Source organism: Herbaspirillum sp. SJZ107 (genome assembly GCF_006715485.1).
In the GTDB taxonomy this organism is placed as follows: Bacteria; Pseudomonadota; Gammaproteobacteria; order Burkholderiales; family Burkholderiaceae_D; genus Telluria.
Genome location: NZ_VFNH01000001.1, coordinates 1423680 through 1438635, shown reverse-complemented (window position 1 = coordinate 1438635; position 14956 = coordinate 1423680). Strand labels below are relative to the sequence as shown.

Annotated in this window: 14 protein-coding genes; 11 read left to right on the top strand and 3 right to left on the bottom strand. The window is 69.2% G+C overall.

What is annotated here, in order from left to right; genetic code table 11:
- Window positions 1–6 precede the first annotated feature (6 nt).
- Genes FBX97_RS06450 through FBX97_RS06415 form a run of 8 tightly spaced genes read left to right on the top strand, consistent with a single transcriptional unit; the run spans window position 7 to window position 7378 of the window.
- Window positions 7–858: an ABC transporter permease gene (locus FBX97_RS06450; protein ID WP_141829655.1), complete on the top strand. Its 852-nt coding sequence runs from the start codon at window positions 7–9 to the stop codon at window positions 856–858.
- A 10-nt stretch (window positions 859–868) separates the two neighbouring features.
- Window positions 869–1660 carry an ABC transporter permease gene (locus FBX97_RS06445; RefSeq protein ID WP_141829653.1) on the top strand — a complete coding sequence of 264 codons (792 nt, stop codon included), beginning with the start codon at window positions 869–871 and terminating at the stop codon, window positions 1658–1660.
- Between the two features lie 11 nt (window positions 1661–1671).
- Window positions 1672–2514, top strand: a complete 843-nt coding sequence (locus FBX97_RS06440; RefSeq protein WP_141829651.1) for an ABC transporter permease — start codon at window positions 1672–1674, stop codon at window positions 2512–2514.
- A gap of 14 nt (window positions 2515–2528) precedes the next feature.
- Complete coding sequence (locus FBX97_RS06435; RefSeq protein WP_255517323.1) at window positions 2529–3320, top strand: ABC transporter permease; 792 nt, start codon at window positions 2529–2531, stop codon at window positions 3318–3320.
- Between the two features lie 28 nt (window positions 3321–3348).
- Window positions 3349–4167 (top strand): ABC transporter ATP-binding protein, encoded by an 819-nt coding sequence (locus FBX97_RS06430; RefSeq protein ID WP_141829648.1) that lies wholly within the window; start codon window positions 3349–3351, stop codon window positions 4165–4167.
- 22 nt (window positions 4168–4189) lie between these two features.
- Window positions 4190–5023, top strand: a complete 834-nt coding sequence (locus tag FBX97_RS06425; RefSeq protein WP_141829646.1) for an NADPH-dependent oxidoreductase — start codon at window positions 4190–4192, stop codon at window positions 5021–5023.
- A 1-nt stretch (window position 5024) separates the two neighbouring features.
- Window positions 5025–6269, top strand: coding sequence for an MFS transporter (locus FBX97_RS06420; RefSeq protein ID WP_141829644.1), 1245 nt, complete (start codon window positions 5025–5027; stop codon window positions 6267–6269).
- Entirely contained in the window at window positions 6266–7378 is a 1113-nt protein-coding gene (locus FBX97_RS06415) for an ABC transporter substrate-binding protein (protein WP_141829642.1), read from the top strand. The genes FBX97_RS06420 and FBX97_RS06415 overlap by 4 nt, the downstream gene beginning before the upstream one ends.
- On the opposite strand, the gene FBX97_RS06410 is transcribed toward FBX97_RS06415, so the two are convergent.
- Window positions 7371–7559, bottom strand: coding sequence for a hypothetical protein (locus FBX97_RS06410; protein WP_141829641.1), 189 nt, complete (start codon window positions 7557–7559; stop codon window positions 7371–7373). The two genes, FBX97_RS06415 and FBX97_RS06410, sit on opposite strands and share 8 nt — an antisense overlap.
- A 271-nt stretch (window positions 7560–7830) precedes the next feature.
- Between FBX97_RS06410 and FBX97_RS06405 the strand changes: the two genes are divergently transcribed.
- The 3 genes from FBX97_RS06405 to FBX97_RS06395 all read left to right on the top strand — a co-directional run bounded on the left by FBX97_RS06405 (window position 7831) and on the right by FBX97_RS06395 (window position 11431).
- Window positions 7831–8091: a hypothetical protein gene (locus FBX97_RS06405; protein ID WP_185748491.1), complete on the top strand. Its 261-nt coding sequence runs from the start codon at window positions 7831–7833 to the stop codon at window positions 8089–8091.
- Between the two features lie 105 nt (window positions 8092–8196).
- A complete protein-coding gene (locus FBX97_RS06400; RefSeq protein ID WP_141829637.1) occupies window positions 8197–10290 on the top strand; it encodes a TonB-dependent siderophore receptor in 2094 nt (697 codons plus the stop codon).
- 10 nt (window positions 10291–10300) lie between these two features.
- Entirely contained in the window at window positions 10301–11431 is a 1131-nt protein-coding gene (locus tag FBX97_RS06395) for a DUF1624 domain-containing protein (RefSeq protein ID WP_141829636.1), read from the top strand.
- A 10-nt stretch (window positions 11432–11441) separates the two neighbouring features.
- Here the strand turns inward: FBX97_RS06395 and FBX97_RS06390 are convergent, their stop codons facing one another.
- Together FBX97_RS06390 and FBX97_RS06385 are read right to left on the bottom strand one after the other, a co-directional pair.
- Window positions 11442–13901 carry a glycosyl hydrolase 115 family protein gene (locus FBX97_RS06390; protein WP_141829634.1) on the bottom strand — a complete coding sequence of 820 codons (2460 nt, stop codon included), beginning with the start codon at window positions 13899–13901 and terminating at the stop codon, window positions 11442–11444.
- Window positions 13902–14006: 105 nt separating this feature from the next.
- Window positions 14007–14933, bottom strand: coding sequence for a bile acid:sodium symporter family protein (locus tag FBX97_RS06385; protein ID WP_141829632.1), 927 nt, complete (start codon window positions 14931–14933; stop codon window positions 14007–14009).
- Window positions 14934–14956 lie beyond the last annotated feature (23 nt).

Sequence of the window (14956 nt, the reverse complement as noted above, 5' to 3'; positions counted from 1 at the left end):
GACGACATGAACACGGCTTCCACCTCCGCTCCCTACACGGCGCCTGCCGCGGCAAGCGCGCCGCCAGCGCCCTGGCGCACCCTGGCGCCGGCGCTGGGCGCGCGCCTCCTGGCACTGGCCGCCGGCCTGGTGCTGCCGCTGCTGCTGCTCGGCCTGTGGCAATACGCGGTCGAGCGCCACTGGCTCGCCGAGCAGATCCTGCCGCCACCGGCGCTGGTGCGCGACTCGCTGGTCGAGCTGTGGCAGAACGGCGACCTGACCCTGAACCTGGCGATCAGCCTGAAGCGCCTTGGCTGGAGCCTGCTGTTCGGCGGCGGCGGCGGCCTGCTGCTCGGCACGGTGATGGGGATCTCGCCCGCCGCCAGGGCCTACCTGTACCCGAGCTTCCAGCTGGCGGCGCAATTCCCGGTGATCGGCTGGGTGCCGCTGCTGATCATCTTCGCCGGCATCGGCGAGGCGCTCAAGGTGTCGGCGATCTCGATCGCGGTGGTGGTGCCGGTGGCCGTCAACACCTACCAGGGCATCCGCAACATCCCGCGCGCGCTGCTGGAAGTGGCCGCGGTCTACCGCTTCAGCCTTGCGCAGACGATCCGGCGCCTGGTGCTGCCGGCGGCCGCCGGCGGCATCTTCAGCGGCTTGCGCCAGGGCGTGATGCAGGGCTGGCTGGCGCTGGTGTTCGTCGAACTGCTGGCGTCGAGCGAAGGCATCGGCTACCTGATGGTGTGGGGCCGCCAATTGCTGCAGCTCGACATCGTGGTAGTCGGCATGCTGGCCGTCGGCACCGTCGGCATCGTGCTCGACCGCCTGCTGGCCTGGGGCGAAGCGCGCGTGCAGGGCTGGCAGCGGCGCGCCTACTGAGGAACCTGTCATGAATCTCGTATACAAACTACGCCAAGCCGACCTGCGCGGCCTGGTGCTGCCGCTGGCCCTGCTGGCGCTGTGGTATGCCCTGACCGCGCTGCAGCTGGTGAACACCAGGCTGATCGTGCCGCCCGGCGCCGTCCTCGCCACCGCCTCGAAAGTGATCACCGGCGGCGAACTGCTGGCCGGGCTCCAGGCCAGCCTGCTGCGCGACCTGGCCGGCTTTGCCGCCGGCAGTGCGGCCGGCATCCTGCTCGGCCTGTTGCTGGGCGTGTCGCGCTGGGCCGAGCGGCTGGTGGGCCCGACCTTCCACACGCTCAAGCAGATCTCCCTGTTCGCCTGGCTGCCGCTGCTGTCGACCTGGCTCGGCACCGGCGAAGCCGCCAAGATCCTGTTCGTCGCGCTGTCCGCCTTCTATCCGGTGGCGCTGGGCACCTTCGAAGGCGTGCGCAGCGTCGGGCGCGCCCAGTTCGAGGTGGCGCGCGTGCTCGGTTTCACGCGCTGGCAGCGCAGCTGGCGCCTGGTGCTGCCGGCCGCCGCGCCGCAGATCGCCACCGGCCTGCACCTGGCCCTGCTGTACGCCTGGCTCGCCACCATCGGCGCCGAATACCTGCTGGGCAGCGCGGCGCACGGCATCGGCAGCGTCGTCATCCGCGGCAAGGCCGGCTTCCACGTCGAGCTGATCATCGTCGGCATGCTGCTGATCGGCGTGGTCGGGATGGCGCTGAACCGTGCTGCGGCGTCGCTCGAAGCCCGCGTGCTGCACTGGCGCGGGCCGGAACATGGGTCGGGACACTGAGGGAGATGCGCATGAATACACACGCTGCTGCACTGCCGGCACAGGAACAGGCGCAGGGACAAACGCGTCCCACCCGCCGCCTGCGCTGGAACCGCCAGGCACTGACCCGCTTCGCGCTGTCCTGGCCCTTCCCGCTGGCCCTGCTGCTGCTCTGGACCCTGGCCGCCGAATTCGAATGGCTGCCGCCGCAGATCCTGCCGCCCCCAAGCATGGTCCTGGCGACTTTCCTCGACCTGGTCCGCAGCGGCGAGCTGGCCGACAACCTGTGGATCAGCCTGTGGCGCGTGCTGGTCGGCTTCGCGATCGGCGCAGCGGCCGGGCTGGTGCTCGGCATCGCCATGGGGCTGTCGCCGCGCGTGCGCGACTACCTGTACCCGAGCTTCCGCCTGGTCGCGCAGGTGCCGTCGGTCGGCTGGCTGCCGCTCCTGATGATGCTGGTCGGGATCGGCGAGGCGCTGAAGATCATCCTGATCGCCAAGGCGGCCGGGATGCCGATCGCGCTGAACACCTACAAAGGGCTGGAGGGCGTGCCGACCCGTTTCATCGAGGTGGCGCGCGTGTATGGATTCACGCGCTGGCAACTGCTGCGGCGGGTGGTGCTGCCGGCGGCGCTGCCGCAGATCTGGAACGGCATCCGCTACGGACTGACCCACGCCTGGCTGGCGTTGGTCGCGGTCGAGCTGCTGGCCTCGTCCGAAGGCCTCGGCTTCCTGATCGTCTACGGCCGCCAGCTGTACCAGCTCGACGTCGTGATGGCGGCGGTGGTGGTGGTCGGCGCCTTCGGCTACGCGCTCGACAAGCTGCTGGCCTTGATCGAGACGCGCCTGCTGCGCTGGCGCCGCGACGCTTTTTGATGGAGGAGACACGCATGACGATTTTCATGAATGCAGACGAGCGCCGGCGCCTGGTCCGTGGCGCCACGCTGCCGGCCCTGCTGCTGGCCTGGTGGTGGGCGATGTTCCACTTCCACTGGACCGATACGGTGATGTTCGTCCCGATCGACAAGGTCTGGGAGACCGCCGTGCGCATGTCCGGCAGCGGCCAGCTGTGGCTGTCGCTGGGCGCCTCGCTGGCGCGCGACCTGGCCGGCTTCACCCTGGGCAGCCTGGCCGGGCTCGCGGCCGGCACCGCGCTGGGGCTGTCGCGCCTGCTGGAAAACCTGGTCGGCCCGACCCTGCACACGGTCAAGCAGATCTCGCTGTTCGCCTGGATCCCGCTGATCTCGGTGTGGTTCGGCCTGGGCGACACCGCGAAAGTGGTGTTCCTGTCGCTGGCGGCCTTTTTCCCGGTGCTGCTGAATACCTTCGAAGGTATCCGCGGCGTGCCGCGCGAACTGGTCGAGGTGGCGCGCACCTTTGCCTTCACGCGCACCCAGATGCTGCGCCGGGTGGTACTGCCGGCCGCCCTGCCCTCGATCTTCACCGGTGTCCACCTGGCCCTGATCTACGCCTGGCTGGCCACGCTCGGCGCCGAATACCTGCTGACCTCGGGCATCGGCATCGGCAACCTGCTGACCGACGGCCGCGAACACCTGTGGATGGACCAGGTGCTGCTCGGCGTGGCCGTGGTCGGGCTGGTCGGCTTTACCCTCAACCTTGTCGCGGGCGCGCTCGAGCGGCGGCTGCTGCGCTGGCGCGGTCCGTCGGCCGGCCAGTACTGATCGATACCGTTTTATTTCAGGAGAAAAGATGGCACACGCAGGCACGCTGGAAATCCGCCAGCTCAGCAAGCAATACCGGGTCAAGGGCAGCACGCTGCCGGTCCTCGACAACATCTCGCTGTCGATACGGCCCGGCGAATTCATCAGCATCGTCGGCTCCAGCGGCTGCGGCAAGTCGACGCTGCTGCGCCTCGTCATCGGCCTGGAAAACGAATACCAGGGCGAGATCCTGCTGGACGGCAAACGCATCGTCGGCACCAGCCTGGAACGTGGGATCGTGTTCCAGGAACACCGGCTGTTCCCCTGGCTCACCGTGGCGCAGAACGTCAGCCTTGGCCTGCTGAACGCCGGCCTGCCCGAAGCGGCCAAGGCCAGATCGGTGCAGGAGCATATCGAGCTGGTGGGCCTGAAGGGCTTCGAAAGCGCCTACCCCTACCAGCTGTCCGGCGGCATGTCGCAGCGGGTGGCGATTGCACGCGCGCTGGTCAACCGCCCGGAAGTGCTGCTGCTGGACGAACCATTCGGCGCGCTCGACGCCCTGACCCGCAACCACCTGCAGCAGGAATTGCAGCGCATCTGGGAACAGGAAGGCATCACCGCGATCCTGGTCACCCACGACGTCGACGAAGCCGTGTACCTGGGCGACCGCGTGGTGATCATGGAACCGCGTCCGGGCCGCATCAAGCGGATCGTCGACGTGGACCTGCCGCGGCCGCGCGACCGCGGCAGCTTCGCCTTTGCCGGGATCAAGGACGACGTGCTGGCCGAGTTTTCCGACCAGCCGCCGGCGCGCCTGGTGCAGCCGGCGCCGCCGTCCGGCTTCGCCGACTGGCAGTTTTCCTGGTAACCCTCATATAAATATAGGTCTCATGTCCAATCCATTCGATCTGTTGCAAGCCCGCTACGGCACCGGCCAGGATGCCCCGGCGATTGCCGCCGGCGCCCTCAACCCGGTGCTGGAAACCCTGTTTGCGCACCGCTCGGTGCGCGCCTTCCTGCCGGAAGCGCTGCCGCCCGCTACCCTCGACCTGCTGGTGGCGGCCGCGCAATCGGCACCCAGTTCGTCCAACCTGCAGGTCTGGAGCGCGGTGGCGGTGCAGGACGACGCCCGCAAGGGGCGCCTGGCCGAGCTGGTCGGCGGCCAGAAGCAGGTGCGCGAAGCACCGCTGTTCCTGGCCTGGCTGGTCGACCTGTCGCGCCTGAAGCGCCTGGCCGCGCAGCGTGGGCGCCAGCTCGACGGCGCCGACTACCTCGATACCTTCCTGATGGGCGTGATCGATGCCGCGCTGGCGGCCCAGAACGCGGTCAACGCCGCCGAGTCGCTCGGCCTGGGCACGGTCTATATCGGCGCCCTGCGCAACCAGCCGGAAGCGGTGGCGGCGGAACTCGGCATCGCTGCCGGCGACGGCGTGTACCCGGTGTTCGGCCTGTGCGTCGGCCGCCCGGACCCGGCGCGCCCGAGCAGCATCAAGCCACGCCTGCCGCAATCCTCGGTGCTGTACCGCGAACAGTACGCGCCGGCGCCGGTCGAACAGGAAGTCGCCAGCTACGACGCGGCGATGCACGCGTTCTATGCGTCCCAGGGCTTGCCGCCGACGTCGTGGAGCGAGCATTCGCTGGCGCGCCTGCGCAGCGCGGCCGACCTGAAGGGGCGGGACCGGCTGCAGGAAGCACTGGCCGGCCTCGGCTTCGCGCTGCGCTGACATGGGCGGCGCAACCGAGGTGCCGGCACCGGGCGAGCGCTACCTGGCCGGCTTCATGCTGCTGGGCGTGCTGGCCGGCGCCTCCAACGGCGTGGCCAAGGTGGTGCTGCCGCTGTACGCGGCAGCGCTGCACGCCACGCCGTGGCAGATCGGGCTGGTCGGTGGCCTGCAGTTCGCCGGCATGCTGCTGCTGTCGCTGCCGCTGGGCGCCCTGATCGACCGCCACGGCAGCCGCCTGCTGTTCCGCATCGGCTGCGGCGGCGGCGTGCTGCTGTTCCTGGCCGGGTTCAGCCAGGCATCCACGCCGTGGCAACTGGTGGCCTGCGTGGTGGTGTTCGGGCTGCTCAATCCGTTCCGGATGGTGAGCACGCAGACCGAATTCCTGCACCTGCTGCCACGCATCGGCGCGGCCCGCGCCGGCTGGCAGCGCGCCGCGCAGAGCGCCGGCATGTTCTTCGTCGGCCCGCTGCTGGGCGCCTGGCTGCTCGGCCTGGCCGGCTATGCGCACACCTTCATGCTGGTGGCGGCCGGCCTGTGCGTCACGCTGCTGATCGGCGAGCGGGTGCTGTCGGCGGCACCGCCGGGACGCGGCGGCGATGCCACGCCCTTTATTGGCCGCCTGCTCGACCAGTTCCGCGTGATCGGCAGCCGCGCCGACCTGCGCCGCACCATGCTGATCGAATTCCTGGGCCAGGTCGCGATGTCCTACTTCACCGTGTTCGTGATCCTGCTGGCGATGCGCCGCTTCGGCATGCCGCCGCAGCAGGCTGCCGGGCTGGTGACGCTGCAGGGCGCCGCCTTCCTGCTGACCCTGCTCGCGGGCGGCACCCTGGTCGCGCGTTGGCCCGAGGGCCGGCGCTACTGCAGCGCCTTCGCCCTGCTCCTCGGCGCCGAACTGCTGCTCGCCAATCCGCTGGTGCCGGCCATGCTGTGGGCCGGTGCGCTGCTGCTCGGTCTCGGGCTGGGCCTGCAGCACCTGACCAGCGTGGCGCGCTTTGCCCGGCTGGCGCAGGAACTCGGGCGCGGCCGCACCGGCGGCATGTTTTCTCTGGCCGGACCGAGCGGCGGCCTGGTCGGCGCAGTACTCGGCGGCCTGCTCAGCCAGCAGCTGGGCACGCCGGCCGGCTTCGGGCTGCTGGCGCTGCTGTTCCTGCTGCAGCTGGGCTGGGAATGGCGGCGCGGCCTGCACACCTGCGCGTGCGCCGGCACCGGCTCTTATTTTCACATCGACAAAGGCAGACCATGAATCACGCAAGACGCAGCATCCTGGCAGGCTCGCTCCAACTCGCCGCCGGCATGGCGCTGGCCGGCGCGCCCGCCCTGGCGGCCGCTGCCGCAGCCGCCGCCAAGCCGGCGGTGATCCGCATCGGCGTTGCCCAGCCGGCCTACGGCAACCCGCCGCTGATCGCCGGCTCCTCGCTCGCCATCGCCCAGGCTACCGGCGCCATCGAACAGGAATTCAAGGCGGACGGCATCAAGGTGGAATGGTATTTCTTCAAGGGCGCCGGCCCGGCGGTGAACGAGGCACTCAGCAACCGCCAGCTCGATTTCGCCTACCAGGGCGACCTGCCGTCGATCATCGGCAAGGCCGCCGGGCTGAAGACGCGCCTGATCCTCGCCACCGGCGTGCGTGGCAACATCTACCTGGCGGTGCCGCCCGATTCGCCGATCCGTTCGGTGAAGGATTTGCGTGGCAAGCGCGTGGCCATCTTCAAGGGCACCAACGGCCAGCTGCCGATCGACCGCCTGCTGGCGGCCAACGGCATGACGGAACGCGACCTGAAAGCGATCAACCTCGACACCGCGACGGCCCAGGCGGCGCTGACCACGAAGGACATCGACGCCGCATTCGGCGCCTACGACCTGCTCAAGCTGCGCGACAAGGGCGCGGCGCGCATCGTCTACACCAGCAACGGCGATTCGCCGGTGTTCACGCGCCAGAGCCACGTGCTGGTGACCGACGACTTTGCGGCCCGCTATCCCGAGCATACGCGGCGCCTGGTCAAGGCCGTGCTGAAGTCGGCGCGCTGGGGTTCGGACGAGGCCAACCGCGAAGAAGTCTTCCAGCTGTGGGCGCGAACGGGCACGGCAAAAATCGAGCACTGGAAGGAAGACTATGCCAGCCAGCCGCTGCGGGTGCGCCTGAGCCCGTTGTTCGACCCTTTCCTGACCGCGCGCTACAAGGACGCGGTCGAGCATGCCTACCAGTTCCGGCTGATCCGGAACCGCTTCGACATCGACAGCTGGATCGACCGCAGCTTCCTGAACGCCAGCTTGAAGGAGCTCAAGCTGGACAGCTACTGGCCGGCCAATCCGGTCGGCGTGGCGCGCTCAGGCCTGGACGCGATCAGGTGAACTGTTCGACCAGCATCCGCACGCCACGCGCGACCCACTGCGCACCCAGCACCGCGAAGGTGAGGAGCAGCGCGATCTGGATCACACGCAACAACAGTTCGTGGCCGCGCCAGACGCGGCCGAAACGCAGCGGCTGGTGAAAACGGGTTGCAAGATGGGAGGGGGCGTGCCGAATGTTCATGTTTGTCTCCATGCATTTTTGGCTTTGTGTAGGGACAGCATACGCCTGGATCGGGCTGTCTGCAAACAGGTATTCGCACGGTCGTGCGGGCCATCCGGCACATGCCGTCGTCGACCGCATCGTGCTGCAGTGTTCATGATCTTTGGGCAGGCGCATTGACTTGCAGTACAATCGCCGGTCCCCAGCAGCAACGCACGACATGATCGACGCCCTGACCCGCCTTTGCCGACCCGCCGCAGCACGCCGCTGCGGCAGGATGCTGCCATGGCTGATGGCGATCGTCTTCCTGCTGCAGATCCTCGGCACTGCCGAACACCACCACGAGCTGCATGCGAAGACGCCGCATTGCGTCTCGTGCACGCTGCACGCGCAGCCGCATGCGGCCCCGCCGCCGACCACGCTGGCGCCGGTCGCTTCCGGTTGGTCGCTGGTGCACGCGCTGGTCCATGCGCAGGCCACCGGGCCGGCGCCCGCGGCGGCGCCCTTCCTGCTGCCGCCCGCACAAGGCCCGCCCGCTTTCCTCCAGACGTAGTCACATCCGGCGCCCCAGGGCGCGACCTGGCCGTGCGCGCACGCCGGGCCACATTACGACTGTACGCGGCCGGTGATCCCGCTCGCCGCTGAAGGAAACCACATCATGAGAACCACCCCGATCGGGTGCCTGGCGCTGCTCGCCGGTACCCTCCCTTGCCCTGCGCCGGCGCAACCCGTCAGCGACGCCGTCGCCGACAGCGTCGTCGTCACCGGCCAGCGCGGCGCCTACCGCAGCCTGGCCGTGGCCGGCGCAACCAAGACCGACGCCCTGCCGCTCGACCTGCCGCAAAGCGTGCGCACCCTCGGCGCCGACCTGCTGCAGGATGCCGGCGTGACGACCCTGTCCGGCGCGCTCGACCTGGCCAGCGGCATCGCGCGCCAGAGCGACCTGGGCGGTCTGTGGGACAGCTACGCGATGCGCGGCTTCACCGGCGACCCGAATTTCGGCGCCGACTACCTGGTCAACGGCTTCAGCGCCAGCCGCGGCTATAACGGCATGCGCGACGCCGCCGGCACGCAGTCGATCGAAATCCTGAAAGGCCCAGCGTCGGCGCTGTACGGCCGCGGCGAACCCGGCGGCACCGTCAACATCCTGACCAGGAAACCGCGTTTCGCCCCGCAATACGGCGTCGACCTGTCACTGGCCAGCTTCCGCACGCGCCGGATCGCGGCCGACCTCACCGGCCCGCTCTCGAGCACGGTCGCCTACCGGCTCAACCTGGCGCACCAGGACGGCGACAGCTTCCGCGACCTGCTGCACACCGAGCGCACCTACGCGGCGCCCTCCTTCCTGTGGCATGCGGGCGACGACACCACGGTCTCGTACGAGATCGAGGCCACGCGCCAGCGCACGCCGTTCGACCGCGGCATCCCGGCCATCGGCGGACGGCTCGACGGGCCCGGTGCGTTGCCGGTCTCGCGCTTCCTGGGCGAGCCGGCCGACGGGCCGATGACGGTGAAGTCGCTGGGGCACCAGCTGTTCGTCCAGCACGGGCTGGGCGAAGGCTGGTTGCTGCAAGGCGGCGCAGCGTACCGCGACAGCGCGTTGCAAGGCTATTCGAGCGAAGCCAACGACCTGCTGGCCGATGGCCGCACGCTGCGGCGCCAGCGCCGCCACCGCGATTTCTCGGCCACCGACCGCTCGGCGCGCGTCGAGCTGCTCGGCAGCGCCACCACCTGGGGCGTGGGCCACGGCCTGCTGTTCGGCGCCGATGGCTACCGCTTCGACGATACCCGGGTGCAGATGCGGCGCAACCCGTCCGCGGCGAACCCGTATGCGATCGACATCCAGGCCCCGGTGTACGGCGCCGCCGCCGCCCCGCTGGCGCTGTCGATCGACACCGTCGAGCACCAGCGCGCGCAGGCGCTGTACGCGCAGGACCAGTTGACGCTGGCGCCGCGCTGGAAGGCGCTGGTCGGCGTACGCTTCGACCGTTATCGCCAGACCGTGATCAACCATCGCACTGCCGCCGTCAACCGCCAGCGGCTGCACGCCACCAGTCCGCGTGCGGGCCTGGTCTACCAGCCGACCGCGACGACGTCACTGTACGCATCGAGTGCGCGCGGCTTCCGCCCGAACAGCGGCATCGGCATCGACAACGCCGCCTTCCCGGCCGAGGCCAGCCGCGCGCACGAGATCGGCGCCAAGATCGAGACGCCGGGCGGCATCGCCGCCACCCTGGCCCTGTACCGCATCGACAAGAACAACGTGCTGACCCCGAATCCGGTCAACACCGACTTTTCGCTGCCGGCGGGCGAAGTGGCGAGCAAGGGCCTGGAGCTCGACCTCGCGGGCCGGCTGCGGCGCGGCCTGCGGCTCTCGGCAGCCTATGCCTACACCGACGCGCGCGTGACCCATGGCGACAACACGATCCGCAGCGGCAGCCGCTTCCCGAACGTACCGCGCCACAGTGGCAACCTGCTGCTGGTCGCCGGCGACGACGGCGCATCGCTCGGCGCAGGCCTCACTTACGTCGGCCAACGCTTCGGCGACGTCGCCGCCTCCAGCGACTTCCGCTTGCCGGCCTACACCACGGCGCGGCTGCTCGCGGCATATGCGCCGGACAAGCACTGGCGCCTGGCCTTGAACGTGGACAACCTGTTCGACCGGCGCTACTTTGCCAGCGCCTACAGCCAGCTGTGGGTGGCTCCCGGCAGCACCCGCAGCGCCAGCGCCACCCTGTCCTACCGTTATTGAAAGCGCCCGTATGAACAACCCCAGCAAACGAATCGCATCGATCGACGTCATGCGCGGCCTGGTGATGCTCTTGATGACGGTCGACCACGTACGCGAAACCTTCTTCATGCAGCACCAGGTCAGCGATCCGATGGACCCGGCGGCGACCGATCCCGGCCTGTTCTTCACGCGCCTGGCGGCCCACTTCTGCGCGCCGATGTTCGTCTTCCTCACCGGCCTCTCGGCCTGGCTGTACGCGCACCCGCCATCGGGCGCACGCCACGCCACCGGCTTCCTGGTCAAGCGCGGCCTGCTGCTGGTCGCGCTCGAGATCACGGCCGTCAACTTTGCCTGGACCGGCACCCTCGTGCCCTCGATCGTCTACCTGCAGGTGATCTGGGCAATCGGCCTGTCGATGCTGGTCCTGGCATTGCTGCACCGCTTGCCGCTGCCTGCCCTGGCGCTAGTGGGCGGAACGATCGTGGCCGGCCACAATGCGCTCGCCAGCGTCGCGTTCGAGCCGGGCAGCGCGGCATCGCTCGCCTGGACCGTGCTCGAGCAGCGCGGTTTCCTGATGACCGATCCGGTACGCATCAAGGCCAGTTACCCGGTGCTGGCCTGGATCGGCGTGATCCTGCTCGGCCATGCCTGCGGTCCGTTGTACGCGCGCAGCGCCGCCCCGGCCTGGCGCCGGCGCTGGCTGGTGCTGGCCGGTACGGCCGGGCTGGCGTTGCTGGTCGCGCTGCGCAGCGTGAACCTGTACGGCGAGCCGGTGCCCTGGACCGCGCAGGCCGACGCGCTGCATACGGCGATGGCCTTCCTGAACTTCACCAAGTATCCACCCTCGCTCGACTTCATCCTGCTGACGCTTGGCTGCGGCCTGCTGGCGCTGGCCTGGATCGAACGCAGCGACACGCTGGCCACCAGGGTGCTGGCCGTGTTCGGGGGCGCGCCGCTGTTCTATTACCTGCTGCATCTGTACGCCCTGCTCGCCCTGCAGAAACTGACCGCCGCCGTGCTCGGCGTGCCGCGGGCAGACGTGGGCCAGGTCTGGCAGGTGTGGGCGATCGCGGTGCTGCTGCCGGTGCTGCTGTACTGGCCGGCCAGGCGCTTCGGCCGCTACAAGCGCGAGAGCGGCAAGGCTTGGGTCAGGTATTTCTGATCGTACCGTTTCACGGTCCGGCGGTGCCGACCGCCAGCGTATCGACCACCACACCCGGATCGATCGCGTACAGGCGCAGCACGTGCCTGCCCGCCGCCGCCGGTCCCAGGCTGGCAGTGACCGTGCGCGCATTGTTCAGCACACCCTCGGCCCATTCGGCGCCGCTGTCGCGGTTCGCCATCTCGACGATTTGCGGCGCGCCGGTGTCGAGCGCCAGCGCGAAGCGCAGCTTGCCGGCGCCGGGATGGGTCGGCAACAGCTTGGCGCGCACCGTCAGCACGCCGCCTTGGGCGAGATGCAGGTCGTAGTCGAGGCGCGGCGCGTCGGCGGCGCGTTCGGGCGCGATGCCGGCGCCGTCGGGCGCCACCAGCACCACGGCGCCGCTGCCGCTGGTGCCGAGGCCGGGCACTGCCTGCCATGAAGCCGCGCCGGCGTTGCGCTGGCCGTCGAAATGCTCGGCTTCGAGCACGGTCTCCGCTGTGGCCGTCGGCGTGGCCGGCGGCCCGAACGGATACGCCGGCATGGTCCATTGGGCGGTGCGGAACGAGGGCCACTCCCCGGCCGGCAGGTTCTCGGCCATGATGTGTTTCCACTTGCCGCCCGCCAGGCCGCCGTCCCAGTGGGCGGTCAGCTTTTGAAGCGCCGCGTCGGCCGCTTCGGCCGCATCGCGATGGCCGCGCTCGCCCTCCAGGAAGCGCTCGTTGGCCAGCGCCGATGCCTGCACCGGATAGGCGACCAGCTCGAACCAGGCGTCGCGGCTGGCCGCCGGGATTACGGGCGTGAGCGCATCGACGCGCCGGCGCAGGCCGGCGAACGCGCGCCGGCGCGCATCCGCCTGCGCCGGCGTCATGGAACTGCGGCGCGGCTGCTCCTTCGGCAGCCACCATTGCAGGTGTTCGGGACGGCGCTGGAAATTCAGGCGGTAGTAGTCGTTCATGATCGCCGCGATGTCGTCCGCCCTGGCCGGTCCGAATTCGCGCGCCGCCCAGGTTTTGAGGAAGTCCGGCAAGTTGTCCGGGCGCCAGCGCCCGATGTCCCAGGCCATCTGCAGGAAGAATTCGGTGCCGATTTCGGCCGGCTTGAGATCGCCCACGTTCAGGATCCAGACGCGATCGGCGCCGGCGTCGTACGAGCGCTTCATCTCTTCCCAGATCAGCGCCGGCGGTGTCGTGTTCAGCCACAGGTAGGACAGCGGCGCGCCCAGGTAAGAGACGTGATAGTAGACGCCGAAGCCGCCCGCACGCCTGCGCTCGGCCAGCGTCGTAAAACTGCGCACGTAGCCGAAGTTATCGTCGGTCCACATCAGCGTAACGTCGTCCGGCACCTGCATGCCGGCCTGGTACTGCGCCAGCACTTCCTTGTAGGGCACGAACAGCTGCGGCACCTTGTCGACCTGCGGGTTCACGTGCCTGGCCAGCAGCGCGCGCTGGTCGGCGAAGATCTGCTGCAGCAGCGCGACCCGCTCCGGCACCGCCTTCGGCCCCTGCATGGCGCCGTCGTGGATGCCGCGCGTGCCGATCGTGTAGATGTTCTCGTAGCGGCCGTTGGCGGCCACGCGCGCTTCCCAGTAGGTGCGCATGCCCCCGGCATTGGTCGCGTAGTTGTACCTGTCGGGCGCGTCGGTCCATTCGCCGACGTTATTGCGCAGCATCGGCTCGGCGTGGGACGAACCCATCACGATGCCGTATTCGCTGGCCAGCGCGGCGTTTTCAGGAAAGCTGTTGAACGGCCGGGTCCCCGGATGCATGGCCGGCCACAGCGTGTTTGCCTTCAGGCGCAGCAGCAGTTCGAAGATGCGGGTATAGGTCCTGGGGCCAATGTTCCCGTGTTCCGGCTCGTAGGTTCTCGCGGCCCACTGGCGCAGGCCCCAGTCCTCGTCGTTGATGAAGATGCCGCGGTACTTGACCGAGGGCGGTCCGAAACGGCGCAGGCCGGCCTTCACGTACAGGGCGTCGCGTCGCGCCGGGACGACGTCGGCCCACCAGGTCCAGGGCGACACGCCGATCGCCTGCGACAGCTCGTAGATGCCGAACGCAGTGCCGCGCGGGTCACTGCCGATGATCACCAGCGCGCGTGGCACGCCCGGCATCGGCTGCTCGACCGTGGCGATGACGAAGCTTTCCCACTTGCCGAGGAGAAAGGACAGATCGAGCTTGCCGCTGGCGGCCAGCGCATCGGCGATCGGGCTTTTGCCGAGAGTCCCGACCAGCACCGCGGATGCGCCGGCGGCGGCCTCCTTCGCGGTGACCAGTTCCGGCTTGCGGCCGCTGACACGCGCGATGTCGGCGGCCAGGTCGCGCACCGCGTGCTCGACGACTTTCGCGTCCGTCGGCGCAAGCACGATGCGGGCGGCGCCCTTCGGGCCAGCCAGTGCGAAGTCGGCGGCGGTGCCGGCCGATTGCACCCAGCCCTGTGCCCATATGGCCGGGCTGGCGAGCAGCGCGGCAAGCAGAATGATCCAGCGTAGCATCGTGTCTCCAACTGTTCGCCGCAGTGTATCGACAGTTGGGTGGCTTGGGCCGCGGCCGCCATGAACGATCAATAACTTGACTGGTACCGTCCCATTCGGAAGCGGCTAATTCGGCTTGCGCGCAAACCAGGTCGCCAGCGCCGATCCGGACAGGTTGTGCCACACGCTGAACAGCGCGCTCGGCACGGCCGCCAGCGGACTGAAATGGGCCGCCGCCAGGGCCGCGCCGAGGCCGGAATTCTGCATGCCGGTCTCCAGCATCACGGCCTTGCGCTTCGCCAGGTCCATGCCGAACAGCCGCGCAAAGCCGTAGCCGAGCGCGAAGCCGAGCAGGTTGTGCAGGATGACGGCGGTCAGGATCGTCAAGCCGTTCGAGGCGATCTTCGAGCGGTTCAGGCCGACGATGATGGCAATGATGAAGACGATCGTCAGCGTGGACACCAGCGGCAGCGCCTTGACGCTGGCCGCGGCGCCCTTGCGGAATAGTGCCTTGACGATCAGGCCGAGCGCGATCGGCACGATGACCACCTGCACGATGTCCAGGAACAGCGACTGCGTATTGATGGCCATCCACTTGCCGGCCAGCAGCGACACCAGCGCCGGCGTGGCCAGCGGCGCGATCAGCGTCGACACCAGCGCGATCGAGACGCCGAGCGCGACGTCGCCCCTGGCCAGGAAGGTCATGACGTTGGAGGCGGTGCCGCTCGGGCAGCAGCCGACCAGGATCACGCCGACGGCAATCTCGGGCGGCAGGCGCAGCACGATCGCCAGCACGTAGGCGATGCCGGGCATGATCAGGTAGTGGCCGACCACGCCGATCACCACGTCGCGCGGACGGCGGAAGACTTCGCGGAAATCGTCGGCCGACAGCGTCAGGCCCATGCCGAACATGACGATGCCGAGCAGCGGCGCGATCCAGGACTTGTAGCCGACGAACAGCTGCGGGGCGAAGAAGCCGCAGCAGGCGAACAGGACGACCCAGAGCGGAAAGGTTTTTGCTACGAAGTTGCTGGTTTTTTCAAGTGCGTTCACGCGCGGTTTCTCCCTGGGTCATG